The organism is Martinezella calliandrae, assembly GCF_030272695.1.
GTDB classification, from domain to species: Bacteria; Pseudomonadota; Alphaproteobacteria; order Rhizobiales; family Rhizobiaceae; genus Rhizobium; species Rhizobium calliandrae.
In genome coordinates, this window is the sequence record NZ_JARFYN010000002.1 from 227,286 (window position 1) to 250,676 (window position 23,391).

A 23,391-nucleotide genomic window follows, 5' to 3' on the forward strand; every position below is an offset into this window, starting at 1 on the left:
TTTCATGAAAATGCAAAACCCGGCGACCGAAATCGCCGGGTTTTTGTTGGTCTTGGGAGGGAATTAAAGAGCGGCATAAATCGCGTCGCGAAGATCGATGGTGAACTGTCCCCACATGCCCTCGATCGCCGTATTGGTCAGCGCCACGACCGTCAGCTTTTGCTGTGGGTCTACGAACCAGCTGTGACCATAGACGCCGCCCCATTTGATCGTGCCCTTGGAGAATGGCGCCTGGGCAGCAATGGGGTCGATGACGACGGACCAGCCATAACCGAAGCCGAAGCCGGCTTGTTGCGTCTGCATATGGCCGCCCGCCTGATCGGTCATCATGGTCTTGACAGTATCCGCCGACAGCAGCGGTGCGCCGCCCTTCCGTATGGCTTCCAGAATGGCAAGAATGTCACTTGCCGTTCCGGCCATGCCCGCGCCGCCGGAATGATAGGAGCTGGCATCGAATATCCTGTCCGGCGCGAACCGAATGAAGCCATCGAGGATCGGAACGAGCGCCTCTTGTCCCATTGGCTCCGGCTCAAATGCACTATTCAAATAGGCGACTGGCAAGCGGCTGCGGTCGCGGACCGAGAAGGCAGTATCGGAAAGGCCGAGCGGCTTCATCACGAGCTCCTCAACGACCTCGCCGAGAGCACGGCCGGTTTCCTTTTCGATGATGCCGCCGAGCACATCCATCGCCAGCGAATATTGCCAGCCTTCGCCGGGCGGAAAGAGAAGAGGTGCACTGGCCAGGCGCTTGAGGTTATCAGCCAATGACAGGCCGGGGGTGTCCAGCCCGTCAGATACGCTGGCGCGATGATAGGGGCCGTCCTGCGCCTCGGCGAATGTGTAACCCAGTCCGGACGTGTGCGTCAGTAGGTGGCGGATGCGGATAACGGCCTCGCCTCCATCGGGCAGCCGCGGCCGGAAGTCCGGCAGCCATTTGGTGATCGGATCGTCGAGCCCGATGCGGCCCTGCTCGACGAGCCGCATGGCGGTAATGGTGACGATCGGCTTGGTGATGGAGGCCAGGCGGAAGATGGCATCCTCCTGCATCGCCACCTTGTTTTCTCGATCCGCCAGGCCGGCAGCGCGGCTGTAGATCAGCTCACCGTTCCGGGCGATCTGGACCACGGTCCCGACCAGCCTCTTGTCGGCCAGAGCGGTATCAATCGCAGCATCGACACCTTGAGAAAGGCTGCCGTGGCTTGGACGCGCGGAATTTTCCAGGGGAAGACTCATGGGGCAAAACCTTCTATAATCACAATGACCATTCCTGAATAAACCAGATCGGGAAATAATTCTAGAGTGACCATTGTGAAAAATAACGAAGAGACAGGAGATTCCGCGCCACGCAAGCGCGGACGGCCGCCGGCTTTCGATCGCGAGACGGTTCTCGCCGCCGCACGCGACACTTTCTGGAAGCATGGCTATGATGGTTCCTCCATCGCCGATCTGACGGCAGCTATGGGAATTACGCCGCAAAGTCTCTATGCTGCCTTTGGCTCCAAGGCCGAGCTCTACCGAGAAACGCTCGATCAGTATCGGCGCATGCCACGAGCGGAGCCCGGCAATCCGTTTACGGACATGACCGATACGGTGACCGCCTTCGAGCGCTTTCTGACAAATTCCGCCAAGACCTTCACGGCGCCGGAGCATCCGAAGGGCTGCATGATATCGACGGCGGTGCTGAATTGCGCAGAGGAAAACGAGCCGATCGCCCATCACGTCGCGTCGATGCGCCTGCAGACGCTGGCTATCTTCACGGCACGGATCGAGCGCGGTATCGCGGAGGGCGACATGCGGCCGGATGCCGACGCCCAATCGCTAGCTCGCTTTCTGGGCGCAATCGTGCAGGGCATGTCCGTCCAGGCGCGCGATGGTGCAACCACGGATGAACTGCTTGCCCTATTGTCCCATGGCCTCAGCGAGCTGAAAAAATATCAACTATCCGAGGAGATCTAACCGGCGGCAAAGAAAAACCCGGCGACGGAGATCGCCGGGTTTCTGAGCAGCTTGGAGAACGGCCGCTTAGTCGTTGGACGAAACCTTGAGGCCGATGACCTGCGGAATCGACTGCGGAGCGCCCATAGCGGCGCCGATGATCATCGGCAGCGGCACCGGCTTGTCGGGCGAAGCCTTGACCGTTAGGCTCTTCGGATTGTCGAGATAGGCGCTGACGGCAGTAGAAACGGCGTTCTGCAGCTCCGGAATGTTGAGCTGTGCCATCATGATCGGCGTCATCGCCTTTAGCGTGTCGGCGAGCTGCTTGCCGGAAACCCCCTGCTGCTTACCGGCAAATTCCAGTGCCCGGGAGGTGATCGAGCTATCGTCGAAGCGGATCTGTGCACTGTTGAAGGTCAACTGCTGCAGAAGTCCGAGCATGGCAAGACCGGCGGATTGCTGGGCATCCTGCTGGTTCGGATTGGAGCGGACGGTCTTGAGCGCCTCCTGAAGCGACTTGACGAAGGCGGGCGTGTAACCGGAAATGCTGAGCGCGATGTTCAGCTTACCGACATCCTTGAAATCCAGGGAATATTCGGTGATGTCAATCTTGCCCGGAGCGATTTCCCAGCTGCCCTTCATGGCCAGCCTGCCGTTCAACTGCTGTAGATCCAGCTGGTTGATGGCCTCCTTGGCCTGCTGATCTGCGACCTTGCTGAGATCGGCCTTGATACCGTCGACGTTGGCATTGAAGTCGAGACCGGACTTGTCAGCTCGCTTGCTCAACGTGGCGTCGGCGTTGGTGAACGAGAAGACCTGCGTGCCGTCCTTGGTGAAGGAGAGGGGGCCGGCGTGAGCGGTCTTATAGAGCAGCAGGGAGTCAAGATCGCCCTTGGTGGTGTCGGCCGGGATTTCGACACCACTCAAGGTGAGGTCGGAGGCTGCGATGGTAACGCCGTCCTTCGTTGTGGCAACGTTGGGAAAAGCGATTTGATCGATCGCATAGCCACCGCCCACTTCCGCGACGCCGGTCAAAGTGATATCGCCCACCTTCAGGCCATCCGGCGTGCCCGCCGCGTTGATGCTCACGCCTTTCAGCGTCACCGTTGTGCCGCTGACATCGATGCTTTCCGCGGCGACCGAGCCGCCCTGCAGAGCATAGGCGTCATTGATCTTCTTCAAGAGGTCGCTGCCATCAAGCGCAAAGGCGGAGCTGGCGAAAGACAGAATTGCGGCGCTGGACAGCATCAGCCGTGTTGTCCGATAGAAAGTCATGGTGGCTTTTCCTCATTGAGCTGGTGTAGGCGGGGTACAGATATCGCGTGTACTGTCGCGGGTTATATTCACGTTTGCCTTAAATTCCAATGACAGTGGCGATAGCAAATAGATGGATGAAAATTGTGTCCAACGTTACGTCAGATCGTGCCTGAACTGAGGCGTCATCCACAAGTGCTTTCCACTGATTTCTTGCCGAGAGTCGGCATCTCCGATAGTCAAGAGCCATGGGACAAAATCTTTTACCGCCTGGTGGCGGCGACGACGACAGCATCCATCCGGTCGATTTGAAGGCTGCGCTCGAAGAGCGTTACCTGGCCTATGCCTTGTCGACCATCATGCATCGCGCCCTGCCGGATGTTCGCGACGGCCTGAAGCCGGTTCACCGGCGCATCGTTTACGCGATGAGCGAGATGGGCCTGCGCCCCAATGCCGCCTTCCGCAAATGCGCCAAGATCGTCGGCGAGGTGATGGGTAACTATCACCCGCATGGCGACCAATCGATCTATGATGCCTTGGCTCGCCTGGCGCAGGATTTCTCGCAACGCTACACACTGGTCAACGGCCAGGGCAATTTCGGCAATATTGACGGCGATAGTCCTGCCGCCATGCGCTACACCGAATCCAAGATGACGGCGGTTTCGGAACTGCTGCTCGAAGGCATCGACCAGGATGCCGTGGATTTCCGCGATACCTATGACGAGTCGAATTCCGAGCCCGTCGTTTTGCCTGGCGCTTTTCCGAACCTGCTCGCCAACGGCTCCTCGGGTATCGCTGTCGGCATGGCGACCTCCATCCCGCCGCACAACGCCCACGAACTCTGCGACGCGGCGCTGCACCTGATCCGCAATCGCGACGCGACGGTCGACAAGCTGGTGGAATTCATTCCCGGCCCTGATTTCCCGACCGGCGGCATCATCATCGACGATCGCGCTAGCATCATCGAAAGCTATAAGACCGGCCGCGGCGGTTTTCGCATACGTGCTAAATGGGAAACCGAAGATCTCGGTCGCGGTGGCTATCAGATTGTCATTACCGAAATTCCGTTCCAGGTGCAGAAGTCGCGGTTGATCGAAAAGATCGCCGAGCTGCTTTTGGCGCGCAAGCTGCCGCTGCTCGAGGACGTTCGCGATGAATCCGCCGAGGACATCCGCGTCGTGCTGACACCGAAGAGCCGCACCGTCGATCCGATGATCTTGATGGAATCGATGTTCAAGTTAACGGAGCTGGAAAGCCGTTTCCCGCTCAACATGAACGTCCTGTCCATGGGGCGCATCCCGAAGGTCATGGCGCTGAACGACGTGCTGAAGGAGTGGCTGGACCATCGCCGCGAAGTTTTGCTGCGTCGTTCGCGCTTCCGCCTTGCCGCCATCGAAAAGCGCCTGGAAATCCTTGGCGGCTTCCTAATCGCCTACCTCAACATCGATGAGGTTATCGCCATCATCCGCGAGGAAGACGAGCCGAAACCCGTCATGATGGAGCGGTTCGGGCTGACCGACAACCAGGTCGAGGCGATCCTCAACATGCGGCTGCGCTCCTTGCGCAAGCTCGAAGAATTCGAAATCCGCAAGGAATTCGATGGCCTCACCCAGGAGAAGGCCGATATCGAGGCCTTGCTCGCCTCCGACGACAAACAGTGGCAGACGGTCGCCTGGGAAATCGGCGAGGTAAAGAAGAAATTCGCCAAGGCGACCGAACTCGGCCGCCGCCGCACGCAATTTGCCGAAGCGCCTGAGGCCGACGACGCGGCGATTCAGCAGGCGATGATCGAGAAGGAACCGATCACCGTTGTCGTCTCGGAAAAGGGCTGGATCCGCGCGCTGAAGGGCCACATCTCCGACACCTCGACGCTCACCTTCAAGGAGGGCGACGCCCTGAAAGTGGCATTCCCGGCGCAAACGACCGACAAGATCCTGATCTTCACGACCGGCGGCAAGGCTTATACACTCGGCGGCGACAAGCTGCCCGGCGGCCGTGGTCATGGCGAGCCGCTGCGTATCATGGTCGACATGGAAAATGACCAGGACGTGCTGACCGCCTTCGTCCACGATCCTCAGCGCAAGCAGCTTGTCGTGTCGACCGCCGGCAACGGCTTTATCGTGCCGGAAGCGGAGTTGGTGGCTAACACCCGCAAAGGCAAGCAGATCATGAACCTGACGACGCCGGATGAGACCAAGCTGCTCGTGCCGGTCTCGGGCGATCACGTCGCCGTCGTCGGCGAAAACCGCAAGATGGCGGTTTTCCCGCTGGAACAGATTCCGGAAATGTCGCGCGGCAAGGGCGTGCGCCTGCAGCGCTACAAGGATGGCGGCGTCAGCGATGTCAAGTGCTTCGCAATCGCCGACGGCCTGACCTGGGAAGACAGTGCCGGCCGTACCTTCACCAAGACCAAGGACGAGCTGGTAGAATGGCTCGGCGACCGCGCTGCAGCCGGCCGCACGGTGCCGAAGGGCTTCCCCAGAAGCGGCAGATTTTCGGGGTGAGACGCCCCAGTTCGGCGTTTCGAGCGACGAACATCCTGAGCCCTGGCGGAGGGCCGGGTGGTGGGTCGAAACTCGTGAGGTCAGTCGATTAGCGGTAGGGAAAAGTCTCCGAGGAAGTGCGTCTCCCGTTTCGTCGATTTCTCCGGCAGCAACGCCTCGAACAAGGGTTACGATCATCCCATCGTTTGCTTCAATATGGGAGCCGTTGATGTAGAGAAATGTAAAAGCTGCCAGATATCCCGATCTTTTATTCCCATCGGAAAATGGATGGTTACGCACGAGGCCATAAAGGTAGGCCGCAGCAAGAGCGAATAGATCATTCTTGCCATAGGCAGCTTTGATCCGTGGACGAGCGATGGCGACTTCCATTTGTACTCATTCATTTTGCGAGCTCACGCAGGGGTGCACGATATTTTTGCATCCCAAGCCTTACCGCCCGCAATTGTTCGGCGAGGTCAGCACGCTCGGGAACCAGTTCGATGTTGCCGTTCACTTCGCGGATTTCCAAAGCATCGCCGTTTTTCAAACCGAGTCTTTGCAGAACTTCCTTCGGAATAAACACGCGTTCGCAATTGCCATTCTTGCGGATGACGACGTTCATGGTTCTGTTTCTTATGTAATAACGGCGTTATAACATAGGGCTATTACGGTCGAAACACGCCTCACCCCGCTGGCGCCATTCTCGCCCTGACCCGCGCCTGCCATAGCGAATGCGCTGCGAGCGCCAGGATCAGCACCAGCCCGCCGGTAAGCGTCATGTCGCTTGGCGCTTCGGCGAAGATTAGCCAGACCCATATCGGCGCGAGGATCGTTTCCAGCAGGTAGAACATCGCCACTTCCGGCGCCGAGAGAAAGCGTGTGCCGGTGGCAAGACACCAGAAGGAGAGGGGCATCAGGACTACGCCGTCGAGCAGGATCCAGGCGGGATGATCGATGGCGATGCTTGACCGGATGACATGGTAGAGCCCGACCGCGGCTGGGATAACCGCGGACAATAGGGACGCGAAGCCCATATCCCTGCGCGAGGCTCGGGCGATTGTGATGGCGCAGGCGATGAAAAAAGAAGCGAGCACCGACAGCGCGTCGCCGAGGAAATGGCCGCCCTCCATGCGACCCTGTACGATCAAGCCGACGCCGCAGATCATCGCGATCATGGTGACGATGGTGGAAAGAGCGGGGCGCTCCTTGAGGAAAATCCAGGAGAGCAGCGCGGCAAACATCGGATTGAGCGCAATGATGAACACCACATTCGCCGCCGTCGTATAATAGATGGCAAGGAGAAAGGTAATGGTCGTCATGCCGTAGAAGAGGCCGACGGGAAGCCCGATCCAGCCCGGCAGGACGCCGCGCAGCGACCCGGTGACGCGGCGGATGACGACAAGAGCAGCTAGCGATACGACGATCGTCGCAAGGCTGCGCGCCGTGAGTACGGACCAGACGTCGCCGCTCGAAAGCCGAATGAGCGGGATATCTAGCGACAGCGCGAGACCGCCGATCGTGGTCAGCAGCAAGCCTTTTCTGTGATCCGAAAGATGGGAGACCATTCAGTGAGAGTTGTCTTCGACGGCATCCGCGGGATCGAAGCGTTCCCAGCCGCGCGGCGTAAGATGCTCTTGCGGCTGGAACCTTGTCTTGTAGTCCATCTTGCGCGAGCCCTTGACCCAATAGCCGAGATAGACATGTGGCAGGCCGAGCGCCTTGGTCCGCTTGATGTGATCGAGGATCATGAAGGTGCCAAGCGAGCGATGGTCGAGATCGGGATTGAAATAGGAATAGACCATCGACAGTCCGTCGCTCATAACGTCGGTCAACGCAGCCGCCAGCAGCTCGCCCCTCGGCCGCTGCTCGAGCCCGGAGCCTTCCTCGCGCCGGCGATATTCGATGATGCGGGTGTTGACGTGAGTATCTTCGACCATGATCGCATAATCGAGCACGGTCATGTCAGACATGCCGCCTTGCTGATGGCGATCATCAAGATAGCGGCGGAAGAGGGAATATTGTTCGCTAGACGGCTGGGCCGGAAATTCGGTGGCAATGATATCGCTATTGGCCGACAAGACGCGTTTCATCGAGCGGCTGGGCACGAAGTCCTGAGAGAGAATGCGAACTGAAATACAGGCACGGCAGGATTCGCAGGCGGGGCGGTAGGCGATGTTCTGCGAGCGGCGGAAGCCGCCTTGGGTCAGAATGTCGTTCATCTCCGCCGCGCGTGGGCCGACGAGATGGGTGAAGACCTTGCGCTCCATCTCGCGCGGCAGGTACGGGCAGGCAGCCGGTGCCGTCAGATAAAACTGCGGGGATGGCGTCGACTGCGTGTTCATCTGCCGCTGATTGACCTTTCGTTCGGCATTCGACTTCTCACTTCCACAAGCATGGCCCAAGTTTAGAAAACGTCAACTATGTCCTTCGTGTAAGGTCACAGTTTCCCGGCTTGTTCAGAAGCAAAACGTTCTTTCGTGCATGACGGTCGGCCCGGACGACCGAACCGTTCGGATACGGTATATTGGGCGGATATCGGCGTAATTTAGGCCGTTCGGATGATAACCGTGCCAAGCAACAGGTCATGTACCAGACGGCTGCGTTCGATGAACAGGCCCGCCAACAGAATGAGTGGCGTCAGGACTGAGTTCAGGATCCAAAACAACGCCAGATGCACGATCGCGGTAAGGAAATCCATCGGCCGGCCATCCAGACGCACCATGGCGATGCCCATGGCCCGCATACCGAGCGAGGCTTGATGCGTTCCGCCGAGCGTCCAGCCGAAATAGAGACCGGCGACGATGATGCACAGGGCGGGGTAGAGCACGAAACCCAGTCCAAACGTCAGGATAGAAACGAAGAACAACAGGACCGCTGCTGGGATGCAGAGCAGGCCGACGATGACATAATCGAGGATGAAGGCGAAGATGCGCCGACTCAGCACGCCACTATAGGCGCGCCAGTCGTCCGGTGCTGCATAAAGCGGGCTAGGATTCAGGCTCATTGTCTTCCTCCTTCGCGCATGCCCCTTCAATCGTTGCGATTTCAGAAAAAGCTTATGCGCAGGTTAAAATTCCATTGCGGCTTTTGCGCATTCAGGACGCGCTGCGCAAGAGGGAAACATTTGCCGAACATATGGTGAGAGGTCCGGCAAATGCAATAAGCTTGTGGCCCGTGATTACCTCTTTGCTAGCAGTCTCGCCACTTCCGGCGCAAAATAGGTGAGAATGCCATCGCAGCCGGCGCGCTTGAAGGCGAGCAGCGTTTCCAGCATCACCCGTTCGCCATCGATCCAGCCATTGGCGGCTGCGGCCTTGATCATCGAGTATTCGCCAGAAACCTGATAGGCGAAAGTCGGAAGGCCGAAGGCCTCTTTCAGCCGCCAACAGATGTCGAGATAGGGCAGGCCGGGCTTGACCATCAGCATGTCAGCGCCTTCCTCAACGTCGAGGGCGGCGTCTCGCACTGCTTCGGTGCCGTTGGCCGGGTCGATATAATAGGTCTTCTTGTCGCCCTTCAGCAGGCCGCCGGTCGAAATCGCCTCGCGATAGGGGCCGTAGAAGGCCGAGCTGAACTTAGTAGCATAGCTCATGATTCCGACGCCCTGGTGACCTGCGGCGTCGAGCGCATGGCGGATGGCGCCGATGCGCCCATCCATCATTTCCGAAGGCGCAATGATATCGGCGCCGGCATCCGCCTGGTAAACGGCGGCGAGCGCCACTTGCTCGACGGTCTCGTCGTTGACGATTTCGTTGCCGCGCAGGATACCGTCATGGCCATGGCTAGTGAAGGGATCGAGGGCGACGTCGGTGATGACGCCGATATTCGGCACGGCCTTCTTGATGGCTGCGCTGGCGAGGTTGATGAGGTTGTTCTTCTCGAGGCTGTTCGAGCCGGTTTCGTCGCGCAGTTCCATTTCGATATTCGGGAAGGTGGCGAGTGCCGGGATGCCGAGGTCGGCAGCCTCTTTTGCGGCCTCCACGGCCTTGTCGACCGTCAGTCTGAAGACGCCGGGCATGGCTCGGATGGGCTCGGCGATGCCGCTCCCGGGGATCAGGAAGATCGGCCAAATCAGGTCGTCGACGGTTAGCCGGTTTTCCTGCACAAGGCGGCGCGTCCAATCGGCCTTGCGGTTGCGCCGCATGCGCCGATGCCCTGTGATCTCGTCAACAAGGTGCGTCTTGTCTTCCATGGTCCCGCCATCCTTTTTGGTCTATCTATGGCCTCAATTTGCAAGCAGCGTACGTATCACGCTGTCCCCAGGAAACAAAACCCGGCGAAAGGCCGCAGCCATTATAGCTCTGGCGAGCCAGTGGCCTCCTACGTATTGTTCGCACATGGAACCTGATTCTTCGACCTTACCCAAGAACACGCTGACCGACATCCTGTTTGTGCTGTTCTTGCGGCTGATCGCGATCGCCTGTTTCTGGCTCGGCCTGCAATATTGGTCGATGTTGGTCGGCTATTCGCTGGAAGGTCATGCCCGTTTCGATCTACTTAATCTGCCCTGGAAAGTGGCGGGCGCTGGCCTCGCCGTCGTGTTCCCGGTCGCAGCCCTCGGCCTGTGGCTGACGGTCTCCTGGGGGCCGGTCATCTGGGTGCTGGCCGCAGGCGGTCAGGCGTTGATGTACGGGCTCTGGCCGCAGATCTTCGGCTCCAATCCGTTGATCGTGATCCTGCACGGCTGCGTCGCCGTGCTCTACTGTATTTTCCGTATTTTGCTGTGGCAGGAGAAGCGCCGGCGCCGCCAACAGGTAATGGTTGATTTACCCTGAGACACCAAGACTTCCTGGTAAGGTGCTGTTAAGCCTGCAGTTTAAGTAGAATTTTATGTGTATTCGATAGGGTCTCACTCAAGGCGGGAAGAAAACGACACCGCCAAACAAAACAGTGAGGCCAAGTCATGATGAACACGAAAATCAAGTCGCAGGCAGTTGCGAATGCTCGGGACCAGCAGATCGATGACATCCGTGGTCTTTATATGGAATCCCTCCACCTGGTGGAGCGTCTTCACCGCCGTCTCCTTGATGTTATCAAGGACGAGTTTGACCGCCAAGGTCGCGACGACGTCAACGCGGTCCAGGCGCTGCTCCTTTTCAATATCGGCAATTCCGAGCTGACCGCCGGAGAGCTGCGCTCCCGCGGCTTCTATCTCGGCTCCAACGTTTCCTACAACGTCAAGAAGCTGGTCGACCTCGGCTTCATCAACCATCAGCGTTCGCGCATCGACCGTCGCTCGGTTCGCATCAGCCTGACGGAAACCGGCCAGGACATCGCCGAAACCGTCGCCAAGCTCTACGAGCGCCACATCGCCTCCATCGACAAGGTCGGCGGCATCGGCACGGACGAGTTCACCCAAATGAACAAGCTCCTGCAGCGCCTCGACCGCTTCTGGAACGACCAGATACTGTATCGCCTGTAAATATCGGCGGCGGATTTATTAAGAGACACTCCAGTAAGATAAGCTGGATACGCTCCCTGCGTGTCCGGCTTATGCTTTGTCGGGACCAGCCTATGTGCGCTTTTTGCCACGTCCCGTTGCCACCTTGTAGTGCACAACAGTCTCTGCAGCATCTGTACCATTGACGCCGAAGCATCGGGCGCTATTAACCTCGGCCAGCTGGTGGTATTTTAGCAACGCAAAATGGTGTTCTTCCGCTACGGTAGGCCAAAGCAAGTTTCATGCCGGGTGACACGAATTGGCCATATTGCTATGACAGCGGAAACGAACGGCAAACGGCGCTTTTCAAGTCTTGATCTTCATGCCTTAGCGCTTTGGGCTCGCAATGTTGTGATGGTCCGGAGCGAAGTTTTAGTGGTGCTCTAAGGCAACGGATTGATAGTGAGCTGCGTTACTTGGCGCGAGTAGCTGTATTCACTGCTTTCTCTCTTGGCTGCGTATAAATTTGGTCGCAGCGTCGAACGGTAGGGACATGTCGAAGAAAAACGGAATTGAACCTTTCTCGCGCCGCTCCTTCCTGCGGTCTGCGGCAACTCTTGGCGTGGCCGCTCTAGCAGCCCCGGCTCTTGCACAGGACCAGACGCCTCTCAGTGCGCTGATCAACAACCGCGCCCGCGGCAACTGGGACGATCAGTTCGATGCGAAGGCCGCCGCGCGTACCGCCGCAGCGGTTATTTCCAACACGCCGATCCTCGGACCTGATTCTGTACCAAACATCCAGCAGGCGATCGCCGAGTACCAGGGCATCGTTGCCAATGGCGGCTGGCCGCAGATCACTCCCGGCGACCAGCAGCTTCAGCTCGGCGTCAGTGACGGCTCCGTACAGGCGCTTCGTCAGCATCTGATGATAACGGGCGATCTGCCCAAGGAAGCCGGCATGTCCTCCGCTTTCGATTCTTATGTCGACGGCGCCGTCAAGCGCTTCCAGGCTCGCCACGGCTTGCCACCGGATGGTGTTCTTGGCGAATTCACACTGAAGGCAATGAATATCCCCGCCGATGTCCGCCTGCAGCAATTGAACACCAACCTCATTCGCCTGCAGACTTTCCCGGCTGATCTCGGCCGCCGTCACGTTATGGTCAACGTCCCGGCGACCTACGTCGAAGCCGTGCAGGATGGCCAGGTGGCGCTGCGTCACGAGGCGATTGTCGGCCGCATTTCCCGCCCGACGCACCTCATCAATTCAAAGATCTACGAGGTCATTCTCAACCCGTACTGGACGGCACCGCGCTCGATCATCGTCAAGGACATCGTGCCGCTGATGCGCAAGGATCCAACCTATCTGACGAAGAACAATATCCGCCTGTTCGACAACAAGGGCCAGGAAGTTGCCCCGGAAACGATCGACTGGAATTCGGACAAGGCGCCGGACCTGATGTTCCGCCAGGACCCGGGCAAGAACAACGCCATGGCGTCCACCAAGATCAACTTCCACAACCCCAACAACGAATATATGCACGACACGCCCGAGCAGGGCCTGTTCAACAAGCTGATGCGCTTCGACAGCTCTGGCTGCGTTCGCGTGCAGAACGTCCGCGACCTTACGAATTGGCTGCTTGCCGAAACGCCGGGCTGGCCGCGCCAGCACATCGAGCAGGTCATTGCCAGCCGCGTCAATACGCCGATCACCCTGGCGACGGAAGTTCCGGTCTACTTCGTCTACATCTCCGCATGGGGCGCTGCTGACGGCATCGTTCAATTCCGTGACGATATCTATCAGCTCGACGGCAATTCCGAGCTGGCGCTGGATACGACACAAGGCATGGAGAAGCCGGTTCAATAATCGGGCACGATAGCCACGATATTCCCGGAAAGCCGCGTCTTCGGATGCGGCTTTTTCGCTTGGCGAAGGCGCTCATCGTAGAATGCCCAGCAAATGTCGCTCATCGTATTGCTCTCACGCGACCCTGACGTTAATACCGTCTCCATTGCCGTTCCGGCCCGTTCAGGAGCTTCCACGATGACCAATGCTTCCACCGAACCCTTCTTCAATCGCTCGCTTGCCGATACCGATCCGGAGATTTTTGGCGCGATCAATAAGGAATTGGGTCGTCAGCGGCACGAGATCGAGCTGATCGCCTCGGAAAACATCGTTTCCCGCGCTGTATTGGAAGCGCAGGGCTCGATCATGACGAACAAATATGCCGAGGGCTATCCGGGCAAGCGCTATTACGGCGGCTGCCAGTTCGTCGATATCGCCGAAGAGCTCGCCATCGAGCGCGCCAAGAAGCTGTTCGGCGTCAACTTTGCCAACGTCCAGCCGAATTCCGGCTCGCAGATGAACCAGGCGGTCTTCCTGGCACTGCTGCAGCCGGGCGACACGTTCATGGGTCTCGATCTGAATTCGGGCGGTCACCTGACGCATGGTTCCCCGGTCAACATGTCCGGCAAGTGGTTCAACGTCGTTTCCTACGGCGTGCGCGACGGCGACAACCTGCTCGACATGGATGCGGTTCAGCGCAAAGCCGAAGAGCACCGGCCGAAGCTCATTATCGCCGGCGGCACGGCCTATTCCCGTATCTGGGACTGGAAGCGCTTCCGCGAGATTGCCGATAGCGTTGGTGCTTACCTGATGGTCGATATGGCCCATATTGCCGGCCTCGTTGCCGGTGGCCAGCATCCGTCGCCGTTCCCGCATTGCCATGTGGCAACGACCACGACCCACAAGTCGCTGCGTGGCCCGCGCGGCGGCATGATCCTCACCAATGAAGAGGATTTGGCGAAGAAATTCAATTCGGCCGTCTTCCCCGGCCTCCAGGGTGGCCCGCTGATGCACGTCATCGCTGCCAAGGCCGTCGCTCTCGGCGAAGCGCTGCAGCCGGAGTTCAAGGACTATGCCGCCCAGGTCGTCAAGAATGCCAAGGCGCTTGCGGAAACGCTGATCGCCGGCGGGCTCGACGTCGTTTCCGGCGGCACCGACAATCACCTGATGCTGGTCGACCTGCGCAAGAAGAATGCCACCGGCAAGCGTGCCGAGGCCGCTCTCGGCCGCGCTTACGTGACCTGCAACAAGAACGGCATCCCGTTCGATCCGGAAAAGCCCTTCGTGACCTCGGGCGTCCGTCTCGGAACGCCGGCCGGCACGACGCGCGGATTCACGGAAGCTGAATTCCGCGAGATCGGCAATCTCATCATCGAAGTGCTTGACGGTCTGAAAGTCGCCAATTCCGATGAAGGCAATGCCGCCGTCGAGGCCGCAGTGCGCGCAAAGGTGGTCAAACTCACCGGCCGCTTCCCCATGTACGGCTACATGGGTTGAGGAGAGCGCATGCGCTGCCCCTATTGCGGTTCGGAAGATACCCAGGTCAAGGATTCACGCCCGGCGGAGGATAACACCTCCATCCGCCGGCGGCGCATCTGTCCGGATTGCGGCGGCCGTTTCACCACCTTCGAGCGCGTGCAGCTGCGCGAATTGATGGTCATCAAGAAGACCGGCCGCAAGGTGCCCTTCGACAGGGACAAGCTGGTACGCTCCTTCGAGATCGCCTTGCGCAAACGCCCGGTCGACCGCGATCGCATCGAGCGTGCCGTCTCCGGCATCGTCCGCCGTCTGGAAAGCTCCGGCGAAACGGAAATCAGCTCGGAGCAGATCGGCCTGCAGGTGCTGGAAGCTTTGAAGAGCCTCGATGACGTCGCCTTCGTGCGCTATGCTTCCGTCTATCGCGATTTCTCGCATGCGGAGGATTTCGAGCAGGTGATTACTGAGATCAACGCCAAGATCGCCCGCGATCCCCTGGACACCTGACCATGGCGCCCCGGCCTGAGGACCGACGTTTCATGGCCGCGGCGATCCGCCTGTCGCGCTGGCATTTGGGTCTCACCTCCACCAATCCATCCGTCGGTTGCCTGATCGTCAAGGACGGTGCTGTCCTCGGCCGCGCTGTTACAGCGCTTGACGGCAGGCCGCATGCCGAGCCGCAGGCCCTGGCTGAGGCCGGCGAGGCGGCGAGGGGAGCGACCGCCTACGTCACGCTCGAGCCCTGCTCCCATTACGGCAAGACACCCCCCTGCGCGGAGGCACTCATTGCCTATGGTGTCGCCCGCGTCGTCATCAGCGTCACCGATCCCGATCGGCGTGTTTCTGGTCGCGGCATCGCGATGCTGCGTGATGCGGGGATCGAAGTCGATGCCGGTATTCTTGAGGAAGACGGCAGACGCTCGCTTTCCGGCTATCTCATGCGTCAGATAAGAAACCGACCCTATGTGACTCTCAAACTTGCTGTTTCCGCAGATGGGATGATCGGCAAAACAGGCGAGGGACAGATACGCATCACCGGCGATATTGCCCGTGCCCAGGTACAGGTCCTGCGTGCCGAAAGCGACGCCATTCTTGTCGGCATAGGTACTGCAATAGCAGACGATCCGGAATTGACCTGCCGTCTGCCGGGGCTGGAAAGCCGCACGCCATTGCGCATCGTCATCGACGACCAGCTTCAGCTGCCGCTCGGTAGCAACCTTGTGAAAACGGCACAACGATACGGGCTCATGGTCGTCGGCGGCCATCCGCCGCCCTTCGATGAAAATACCGACAAGGCCCTCATGGGCCGCCGCGCCGCGCTGGACGCCGCCGGCGCCGAAGTGCTGCAATCCAATTCCAGCGAACCGGGAGAATTGCTTGAAGCGCTGGCAACGCGCGGCATTTCTTCTCTGTTGGTTGAAGGCGGAGCAAGGACGGCGCAGCGTTTTGTCGCTGCCGATCTTGTTGACCGTATCCTTCTGTTCCAGGGGCCGGATACGATTGGCGAGGGTGGCATTGAATCACCCGTGACGAAGACCAATATCCCAGCCAGTTTCAGACATATCCGCGCGAGCCGGTTTGGCGATGATCGTTGCGACGAATTCGAAAGAGGTTTTTAATGTTTACCGGAATTGTCACCGACATCGGCAAAGTCGAATCGGTCTCTCCGCTCAAGGAAGGCATCAAGCTGCGCGTCGCCACCAATTACGATCCGGCAACGATTGATATGGGGGCCTCGATCTCCCATTCGGGCATTTGCCTGACTGTAACGGGGTTGCCGGAAGCCGGCAGCAACGGCCGCTGGTTTGAAGTGGAAGCTTGGGAAGAAGCGCTGCGGCTGACCACGATCGGCACTTGGGAGGCTGGCAGCAATATCAATCTCGAGCGCTCGCTGAAGGTCGGCGATGAGCTCGGCGGCCACATTGTCTCCGGCCATGTCGACGGCAAGGCGGAGATCCTTTCGGTGACTGCGGAAGGCGACGCCACCCGCTTTCGCCTGCGCGCGCCGGCGCATCTCGCAAAATTCGTTGCTCCCAAGGGCTCGATCGCGCTCGACGGCACATCGCTAACGGTAAACGCCGTCGACGGCACGGACTTCGATGTGCTCCTGATCCGTCATACGCTGGAGGTCACCACCTGGGGTGAACGCAAGGCTGGCGATTTCGTCAATTTCGAAGTCGACACCATGGCTCGCTATGCTGCGAGGCTGGCGGAGTTTCCTGCCGCGCGCGAAAGCTGATCGTAGGTGCCAACCGGCCTTCTTGTCCGCCGCCATCGATTCGATGGCGGCGTTTTTGTGTTGGCGCTTCTCCGCGCAGCTACCGTTCGAACATGACATTGGGTTCGTCTTTGTAGATCACTTCGCCGATCCGGTGGAAGCCGACCTTTTGCGCGACTCGCAGCGACGATGTATTTTCCGGATCGATGATGCACGTCATACGCCGTCCCGGAAACGTGTCGTCGGCCCAGGCGATTGCCGCTCTGATGGCCTCCGTCGCATAACCCTTGCCGTGCAGCGATGACGTGATCCACCAGCCCGCCTCCAATGTACCCTCGGTGGTCGGATTCATGTCGCGGTGCAGGTCGAGAAAGCCGACTTCGCCGATGAAGCGGCTGCTAGCACGCTCTTCGACGGCAAAGAAACCAAAGCCGAGGTAATGCCACATGCCGGCATAACGCAACAGGCGCGACCAGGCTTGTTCGCGCGTCGACGGTTCGCCGCCGATGTAACGGACAAGGTCTTCCCGCGTCCAAAAGGCTGCATATTCCTCGAAATCCTCGAGGCGATGAGCGCGAAGAATGAGGCGCTCGGTCATCAATGTCGGAACCATGGTCATGGCAGGAGCAACTTCCTTCCGGCAAACCGTTTCTACATTCATGCTCATCCGTTTCAGGCTCCGGTTTCGCCGTCCCAATAATCCATGGCGCCGTCCTCGCGCCCAATGAAGCTGAATCGCCGCGGCGTCTCGCCGGCGCGATTGGTCTTCGCCATGAACTTGCCGGAGTCGGGATATTCGACAATTTCTGTTCGGGCTTTGGTCGAGATGACAAGATAGATCAGTACGCCCGGGCTGATATTTATGAGCTGATGGGCGGTTTCTTGGCCGCCGGCGGGTGCTCCCAACACATCGCCTTTCGCGACCAGAATACGCTCGCTCCCGAAGCGATATTCACCCTCACCCTCGAGAATGACGAAGAGTTCCTCTTCGACGTGATGGTTGTGAAATGGACAGCCGGATTTGCCGGGCGGCACTTCGTTGTAGCTGATGCCGAGATCCTTCAGCCCCAGCAGCGAGCCGAAGGAGACATCGCTGCCCGCAAAAAAATTCCCCTGCTGCCAATGATCGAGCTGCAGCTCGCCAAGGTTGACAGCGTGTCTAGTTTTCTCTGTCATCAGGTTCCTCCCTGCCTGTTCGAAATTATTAGCGAAGCGAGTGAGCTGGTGGAAGATACAATTTCTGGCACGCTTCAATGTTCCCCAAATCCGGATCAGAATCAGCCAAGGCATCCGAAAAACACTTGCCAAGCGCGGCCCGCCGTGGTTTGACCCGCCCTTATCAAGGTGCTGCCCGCCCTCTTACCCAGCAGGTGACGAATGTCCAGCTCTACCAATGCCCACATCCTCATCGTCGAAGCCCGCTTCTACGATGACATGGCCGACGCTCTTCTCGATGGCGCCAAGACCGCGCTCGAAGAGGCAGGCGCGACCTATGATGTCGTCACCGTGCCGGGCGCGCTGGAGATTCCGGCCGCCATCGCCATGGCGCTCGATGGCGCCGATAACGGCGGCACCGAATATGACGGCTATGTCGCCCTTGGCATGGTCATTCGCGGCGAGACCTATCATTTCGACATCGTCGCCAACGAATCCTCGCGTGCGCTGATGGATCTGACCGTCAGCGAATCTCTGGCGATCGGCAACGGAATCCTGACCGTCGAAAACGACGATCAGGCCTGGGTGCGCGCGCGCCGTTCGGACAAGGACAAGGGTGGCTTTGCCGCCCGCGCAGCGCTGACGATGATCGCGCTGAAACAGAAGTTGGGTGCATAAGTTCATGGGAAATCAGGATAACGAGCGGCCGGCAAAGACCGCGAACCAGCGAGGCGCAGCGCGTCTGGCCGCTGTTCAGGCGCTCTATCAGATGGATATTGGCGGAACTGGCGTGCTGGAGGTGGTGGCAGAATACGAGGCACACCGTCTTGGGCAGGAGCTGGACGGCGAAACTTATCTGAAGGCCGACGCATCCTGGTTCCGCTCCATTGTCTCCGGTGTCGTGCGCGAGCAGACCCGGCTCGATCCGCTGATCGGTTCTGCTCTGCAGGATGATTGGGCGCTGTCGCGCCTGGACAGCACCGTGCGCGCAATCCTGCGCGCCGGCACTTTCGAGCTTCTCGACCGCAAAGACGTGCCGGTCCCGGTCATCGTCACCGAATATGTCGAGATCGCTCATGCCTTCTTTGAGGAGGATGAGCCGAAGCTGGTCAACGCCGTGCTCGACCGAATCGCCAAGCAGGTGCGTGGCGAAGCCAAGAAATAAGCCCCGACGTCAGGCCGGTGCTCGATCCCTGCCGCTTTCGTTTCTTTCGCTCGCGCCTGATTTCAGCGACCAATATTCTTTTGAACTTCCATTGGTTGTTTTACCCGTGGATGGTCTTGACGCGACGTTTTCCCAAACGCAATCTCGCCCTGCGCATTTGCCGACCCTTGGAGGAGGGGCTGGCTGTTGCTGCAGGCGGCCGGACGAGGGAGTGAACCGCCGGCTTTTTTGGAGGGAAAAAGCGAAATGTCGATTCTTTTAGGTGTTATCGCGTGCGGACTGCTCTCGGTGATTTACGCCGTCTGGGCAACCCGGTCGGTGCTTGCCGCCGATCAGGGCAATGCACGCATGCAGGAAATTGCAGGTTATATTCGGGAAGGCGCGCAAGCCTACCTGGCGCGTCAATACAGAACCATTGCCATAGTCGGCGTCATCGTTTTCATCCTGGCCTGGCTGCTCCTGTCGCGCGAAGCCGCCATCGGCTTCCTGATCGGCGCTGTTCTGTCGGGCTCCGCCGGGTTCATCGGCATGCACGTCTCCGTTCGCGCCAATGTCCGCACCGCGCAGGCCTCGTCGCACAGCCTATCGGCCGGCCTCGACATCGCTTTCAAGTCGGGCGCCATCACCGGCATGCTTGTCGCCGGCCTCGCCCTGCTCGGCGTCTCCATTTATTTCTATGTTCTGACCGGCATTGCCGGTCATGAACCGGGCTCGCGCGAGGTCATAGACCCGCTGGTGGCTCTGGGTTTCGGAGCATCGCTGATTTCGATCTTTGCTCGTCTCGGCGGCGGTATCTTCACTAAGGGCGCCGACGTCGGCGGCGACCTCGTCGGCAAGGTGGAAGCCGGTATTCCGGAAGATGATCCGCGCAATCCCGCGACCATCGCCGATAATGTCGGCGACAATGTCGGCGACTGCGCCGGCATGGCCGCCGACCTCTTCGAAACCTATGCGGTCTCCGTCGTTGCCACTATGGTTCTCGCCGCGATCTTCTTCGCCGGAACGCCGGTTCTCGCGTCAGCCATGGTCTACCCGCTGGCGGTCTGCGGCGCCTGCATCATCACATCGATCATCGGCACCTTCTTCGTCAAACTCGGGACGAACGGCTCCATCATGGGCGCGCTCTACAAGGGCCTGATTGCCACCGGCATTCTGTCGATCATCGGCCTTGCAGCCGCCACGTCGCTGACCATCGGCTGGGGTTCGATCGGTGCCGTCGCAGGTTTCGATGTCACCGGCGCGAAGCTGTTCATCTGCGGCATTGTCGGCCTGATTGTCACGGCGCTGATCGTCGTGATCACCGAATATTATACCGGCACAAACAAGCGCCCGGTCAATTCCATTGCCCAGGCCTCGGTCACCGGCCATGGCACCAACGTTATCCAGGGCCTTGCCGTTTCGCTCGAATCGACCGCCCTGCCGGCGATCGTCATCGTCGGAGGCATTCTGGCCACCTATCAGCTTGGCGGCCTGTTCGGCACCGGCATTGCGGTCACCGCCATGCTCGGCCTAGCTGGCATGATCGTTGCGCTCGACGCCTTCGGTCCGGTCACCGACAATGCCGGCGGCATCGCTGAAATGTCGCATCTTCCGCCGGAAGTGCGCAAATCGACTGACGCGCTGGATGCGGTCGGCAATACCACCAAGGCGGTCACGAAAGGCTATGCCATCGGCTCGGCCGGTCTCGGCGCACTGGTGCTGTTTGCCGCCTACGCGAACGATCTGAAATATTTCGCGGCCCATGGTGATCAGTTCCCTTATTTCACGAATGTGGGCACGATCTCCTTCGATCTCTCCAACCCCTATGTCGTCGCTGGCCTGTTGTTTGGTGGCCTTATTCCCTATCTTTTCGGCGGCATTGCCATGACGGCCGTCGGCCGGGCGGCTGGCGCGATCGTCGAAGAGGTGCGCAAGCAGTTCCGTGAAAGGCCGGGCATTATGAAGGGCACCGAGCGTCCCGATTATGGCCGGGCCGTCGACCTTCTGACCAAGGCCGCCATTCGCGAGATGATCATTCCGTCCCTGCTGCCCGTGCTGGCGCCGATCGTCGTCTATTTCGGCGTGCTGCTGATTTCGGGCTCGAAAGCTTCGGCTTTTGCCGCGCTCGGTGCCTCGTTGCTGGGCGTCATCATCAACGGCCTGTTCGTCGCCATTTCGATGACGTCGGGCGGCGGCGCATGGGACAATGCCAAGAAGAGCTTCGAAGACGGCTTCGTCGACAAGGACGGCGCGCGTCACCTGAAGGGCTCGGAGGCGCACAAGGCCTCCGTGACCGGTGACACCGTCGGCGATCCCTATAAGGACACGGCTGGCCCCGCCGTTAATCCGGCGATCAAGATCACCAATATCGTGGCGCTGCTGCTGCTTGCAGTTCTTGCCGGATAAGGCAAGCGCCGCACAAATTAAAAAAACCCGCGAAGCCTGAGCTTCGCGGGTTTTTGATGCGGTATATCCGACTTATTGGCCGGGATTCAGGTTGTTGAGGAAGTTCTTCGCACCGTTGACACCGTTGCCGCCACCCTGCAGAATCTGTTGCAGGAAGGTCAGGTCGCGGCCGCCAGTCGGCGTCGTGCGGCTGATCATATCGAAGACCTTGCCGTCCTTCAGCGTGTAGTTGGCTTGCTGCTTCACTACGCCGTCCTTGTCGAAATAGATCGCAAGAATGTTCTGATCGACAAGCTTCGGCTTCATGAAAGCCATGGAGCGCGTGCGCTTCTGGGAAATATAATAAAAGACTTCGCCGTCGAAGGTCGCCGTGGTCGACGGCGTGCCGAGCGAAAGCAGCACCTGCTCGCGACTCGAGCCGACAGGCACGAGATTGAGCGATTGCTGGTCGAAGATGTAGCCGTTGTTCATGACCTCGCCGGTCTGGCAGCCCGTGAGCCCCGCGGTCGCAATCACCAGAGCGATTGCGGCACTACTGATGAAAGTTCTGTCAGACTTGAAATACCGTCTCGTCAACGACATCTCATCTCCCCTAATGAATCAAACCGATGGCCGAGCGGCCGATGTGACCTTGCTGTGCACATCATTGTGGCCTTTCCGCGATTGCGGAAGGCCCCAACAATGTTGTTCGGCACTCTTCATCACCAATCATGCACGGCGTGACGACGGCTTGGGGCGGGACCTTGAAGTGGGCACAAACGGCATTGCAATTCGCGCCTGCTTCGGTAAACCAGCTTTCAAGTGGATGCAACAAGGCGGAGCGCAACGGGGCGCTCTGAATGAGCCAATTCCGGGAATTTTCATGATTTTTGGGCTCTTCCGCAAAAGAAACCACAACCAGATCATCGTCGTCAGGCAATATAACACCCTGACCACGATGGCGCGCCAGCCGGCATTCTATACGGACTATGACGTGCCGGACACGGTGATGGGTCGTTTCGAGCTGCTGTCGCTGGTGATGATCTTGTTTTTCCGCCGGACGCGCTCGTCCGAGACCAGTGGACAGGAGCTGGCGCAGGAAATCGTCGATGCCTTTTTTGAGGATATCGATTATTCCATCCGCGAACTCGGCATCGGCGACAATAGCGTACCGAAACGGATGAAGAAGCTGGCCGGTATGTTTTACGGGCGGCTGGAAAGCTATGCCGCGGCGATGGACGGCAACGACCCTGACGCGCTGGCGGCTGCTCTTCGGCGCAATATCTATCCGAAGGCAGGCGAAAGCGCCCCTTCGATGGTCGCTCTTGCGGATTGGATGATGACGGCAGAGGCGCATCTTGCGGGGATCACGGAAGCAGAAATCGCCACGGGCTCGGCAACGCTCCCGCAGCCGCCGCAGATTGACGAGGCAGTGCCTCAAGTCGACGCAGACGCACCTTAGGAGACAAAAATGAAAAGACCTTACTCCGATGAAACGCGCTTTTCCTACCCGGTGAAAGTCGGCCATATCTCCGCCAACCCGGTGGATGTGCATCTCGAAGCGGAAGGTCGCGAGCTTACGGGCCTGGCCAAGCTTTGGGATGTGCTTTCCGTGGAAAAACTGGAAGCGGACCTGAAGATTTGCCGCTGGAAACGCGATGGTGTCCGCGTCAAGGGTAATGTTCGCGCGAAGATCGTCCAGGCCTGTGTCGTCACGCTCGATCCGGTCGAATCGGAGATCGACGAGGATTTCGAACATATTTTCATTCCGGAGGATTCGAAGCTAGCGCGTGCGCCCTCCTTGGATGCCGGCGAAATGGTGCTCGATCCCGACGGTCCGGATCTTCCGGAAACCTTCACTGGCGACACGATCGATGCCGGCACTGTCGTGATTGAATATGCCGCTCTTGCCATCGATCCTTACCCTCGCAAGCCTGGTATAGAGTTCGAAGATCACATCGAAGACAGCGGCGAAGATGACAAGAAACCCTCACCATTCGCGGTCTTGAAAGACTGGAAAAAGGAATAGACCCCCCTGGTAATTGAAGATAATTCAGTTGTAACGCGGGGAGAAACCGGTATTTTGACGCCAATTTCGCCAGGCGCGGCGGACAAAAA

24 protein-coding genes and 1 pseudogene are annotated in these 23,391 nt (G+C 59.1%); 14 read left to right on the forward strand and 11 right to left on the reverse strand.

The annotated features are described in order from the left end of the window. Positions 1-63: 63 nt before the first annotated feature. On the reverse strand, positions 64-1,233 hold the full coding sequence (locus PY650_RS02620; protein WP_285877513.1) for a serine hydrolase domain-containing protein: 1,170 nt from the start codon (positions 1,231-1,233) through the stop codon (positions 64-66). 66 nt (positions 1,234-1,299) lie between these two features. Between PY650_RS02620 and PY650_RS02625 the strand changes: the two genes are divergently transcribed. Then, entirely contained in the window at positions 1,300-1,956 is a 657-nt protein-coding gene (locus PY650_RS02625; RefSeq protein WP_285877514.1) for a TetR/AcrR family transcriptional regulator, read from the forward strand. A 66-nt stretch (positions 1,957-2,022) separates the two neighbouring features. Here the strand turns inward: PY650_RS02625 and PY650_RS02630 are convergent, their stop codons facing one another. Beyond that, positions 2,023-3,210: an aq_1923 C-terminal domain gene (locus PY650_RS02630; RefSeq protein ID WP_285877515.1), complete on the reverse strand. Its 1,188-nt coding sequence runs from the start codon at positions 3,208-3,210 to the stop codon at positions 2,023-2,025. Positions 3,211-3,437: 227 nt separating this feature from the next. On the opposite strand from PY650_RS02630, the gene parC reads away from it, so the two are divergent. Next, entirely contained in the window at positions 3,438-5,693 is a 2,256-nt protein-coding gene (parC, locus tag PY650_RS02635; RefSeq protein ID WP_285877516.1) for a DNA topoisomerase IV subunit A, read from the forward strand. A gap of 80 nt (positions 5,694-5,773) precedes the next feature. Here the strand turns inward: parC and PY650_RS02640 are convergent. The 6 genes and pseudogenes from PY650_RS02640 to hemB all read right to left on the reverse strand — a co-directional run bounded on the left by PY650_RS02640 (position 5,774) and on the right by hemB (position 9,864). Continuing rightward, positions 5,774-6,062 (reverse strand): annotated as a pseudogene (locus PY650_RS02640) (type II toxin-antitoxin system death-on-curing family toxin). 10 nt (positions 6,063-6,072) lie between these two features. Then, positions 6,073-6,294 (reverse strand): AbrB/MazE/SpoVT family DNA-binding domain-containing protein, encoded by a 222-nt coding sequence (locus tag PY650_RS02645; protein ID WP_285877517.1) that lies wholly within the window; start codon positions 6,292-6,294, stop codon positions 6,073-6,075. A gap of 61 nt (positions 6,295-6,355) precedes the next feature. Further along, the gene (locus PY650_RS02650) at positions 6,356-7,237 is read right to left on the reverse strand and encodes a DMT family transporter (protein ID WP_285877518.1); all 882 of its coding nucleotides are present in this window, start codon (positions 7,235-7,237) and stop codon (positions 6,356-6,358) included. Further along, positions 7,238-8,014 (reverse strand): arginyltransferase, encoded by a 777-nt coding sequence (locus PY650_RS02655; protein ID WP_285877519.1) that lies wholly within the window; start codon positions 8,012-8,014, stop codon positions 7,238-7,240. A gap of 203 nt (positions 8,015-8,217) precedes the next feature. Beyond that, positions 8,218-8,676: an RDD family protein gene (locus PY650_RS02660; RefSeq protein WP_285877520.1), complete on the reverse strand. Its 459-nt coding sequence runs from the start codon at positions 8,674-8,676 to the stop codon at positions 8,218-8,220. Positions 8,677-8,850: 174 nt separating this feature from the next. Next, positions 8,851-9,864 carry a porphobilinogen synthase gene (hemB, locus tag PY650_RS02665; protein ID WP_285877521.1) on the reverse strand — a complete coding sequence of 338 codons (1,014 nt, stop codon included), beginning with the start codon at positions 9,862-9,864 and terminating at the stop codon, positions 8,851-8,853. Positions 9,865-10,009: 145 nt separating this feature from the next. On the opposite strand from hemB, the gene PY650_RS02670 reads away from it, so the two are divergent. The 7 genes from PY650_RS02670 to PY650_RS02700 all read left to right on the forward strand — a co-directional run bounded on the left by PY650_RS02670 (position 10,010) and on the right by PY650_RS02700 (position 16,610). After that, positions 10,010-10,447, forward strand: a complete 438-nt coding sequence (locus PY650_RS02670; protein WP_285868913.1) for a DUF6163 family protein — start codon at positions 10,010-10,012, stop codon at positions 10,445-10,447. 131 nt (positions 10,448-10,578) lie between these two features. Beyond that, entirely contained in the window at positions 10,579-11,094 is a 516-nt protein-coding gene (gene ldtR / locus PY650_RS02675; RefSeq protein ID WP_285877567.1) for a transcriptional regulator LdtR, read from the forward strand. A gap of 511 nt (positions 11,095-11,605) precedes the next feature. Beyond that, positions 11,606-12,916 carry a L,D-transpeptidase family protein gene (locus PY650_RS02680; RefSeq protein ID WP_285877522.1) on the forward strand — a complete coding sequence of 437 codons (1,311 nt, stop codon included), beginning with the start codon at positions 11,606-11,608 and terminating at the stop codon, positions 12,914-12,916. Positions 12,917-13,093: 177 nt separating this feature from the next. Continuing rightward, positions 13,094-14,392, forward strand: a complete 1,299-nt coding sequence (glyA, locus tag PY650_RS02685; RefSeq protein WP_285877523.1) for a serine hydroxymethyltransferase — start codon at positions 13,094-13,096, stop codon at positions 14,390-14,392. Between the two features lie 9 nt (positions 14,393-14,401). After that, positions 14,402-14,878 carry a transcriptional regulator NrdR gene (nrdR, locus tag PY650_RS02690; protein ID WP_120703770.1) on the forward strand — a complete coding sequence of 159 codons (477 nt, stop codon included), beginning with the start codon at positions 14,402-14,404 and terminating at the stop codon, positions 14,876-14,878. A 2-nt stretch (positions 14,879-14,880) separates the two neighbouring features. Then, a complete protein-coding gene (gene ribD / locus PY650_RS02695; protein WP_285877524.1) occupies positions 14,881-15,990 on the forward strand; it encodes a bifunctional diaminohydroxyphosphoribosylaminopyrimidine deaminase/5-amino-6-(5-phosphoribosylamino)uracil reductase RibD in 1,110 nt (369 codons plus the stop codon). Beyond that, the gene (locus PY650_RS02700) at positions 15,990-16,610 is read left to right on the forward strand and encodes a riboflavin synthase (RefSeq protein ID WP_285877525.1); all 621 of its coding nucleotides are present in this window, start codon (positions 15,990-15,992) and stop codon (positions 16,608-16,610) included. The genes ribD and PY650_RS02700 overlap by 1 nt, the downstream gene beginning before the upstream one ends. 79 nt (positions 16,611-16,689) lie before the next feature. Here PY650_RS02700 and PY650_RS02705 read toward each other — a convergent pair whose 3' ends face one another. Together PY650_RS02705 and PY650_RS02710 are read right to left on the reverse strand one after the other, a co-directional pair. Continuing rightward, on the reverse strand, positions 16,690-17,208 hold the full coding sequence (locus PY650_RS02705) for a GNAT family N-acetyltransferase (protein ID WP_285877568.1): 519 nt from the start codon (positions 17,206-17,208) through the stop codon (positions 16,690-16,692). Positions 17,209-17,261: 53 nt separating this feature from the next. Beyond that, positions 17,262-17,765 carry a cupin domain-containing protein gene (locus PY650_RS02710; protein WP_285877526.1) on the reverse strand — a complete coding sequence of 168 codons (504 nt, stop codon included), beginning with the start codon at positions 17,763-17,765 and terminating at the stop codon, positions 17,262-17,264. A gap of 201 nt (positions 17,766-17,966) precedes the next feature. On the opposite strand from PY650_RS02710, the gene PY650_RS02715 reads away from it, so the two are divergent. From PY650_RS02715 to PY650_RS02725, 3 genes are all read left to right on the forward strand, one after another. Beyond that, positions 17,967-18,422, forward strand: a complete 456-nt coding sequence (locus PY650_RS02715; protein ID WP_285877527.1) for a 6,7-dimethyl-8-ribityllumazine synthase — start codon at positions 17,967-17,969, stop codon at positions 18,420-18,422. 4 nt (positions 18,423-18,426) lie between these two features. Next, positions 18,427-18,909: a transcription antitermination factor NusB gene (gene nusB, locus PY650_RS02720; protein WP_285868906.1), complete on the forward strand. Its 483-nt coding sequence runs from the start codon at positions 18,427-18,429 to the stop codon at positions 18,907-18,909. Between the two features lie 246 nt (positions 18,910-19,155). Then, on the forward strand, positions 19,156-21,294 hold the full coding sequence (locus tag PY650_RS02725; RefSeq protein ID WP_285877528.1) for a sodium-translocating pyrophosphatase: 2,139 nt from the start codon (positions 19,156-19,158) through the stop codon (positions 21,292-21,294). Between the two features lie 72 nt (positions 21,295-21,366). On the opposite strand, the gene PY650_RS02730 is transcribed toward PY650_RS02725, so the two are convergent. Further along, on the reverse strand, positions 21,367-21,876 hold the full coding sequence (locus PY650_RS02730; protein WP_285877529.1) for an outer membrane protein assembly factor BamE: 510 nt from the start codon (positions 21,874-21,876) through the stop codon (positions 21,367-21,369). A 223-nt stretch (positions 21,877-22,099) separates the two neighbouring features. On the opposite strand from PY650_RS02730, the gene PY650_RS02735 reads away from it, so the two are divergent. After that, positions 22,100-22,735, forward strand: a complete 636-nt coding sequence (locus PY650_RS02735; protein ID WP_285877569.1) for a ubiquinol-cytochrome C chaperone family protein — start codon at positions 22,100-22,102, stop codon at positions 22,733-22,735. Positions 22,736-22,744: 9 nt separating this feature from the next. Continuing rightward, positions 22,745-23,302, forward strand: a complete 558-nt coding sequence (locus tag PY650_RS02740; protein WP_285877530.1) for a YceD family protein — start codon at positions 22,745-22,747, stop codon at positions 23,300-23,302. The last annotated feature ends 89 nt before the right edge of the window (positions 23,303-23,391 follow it).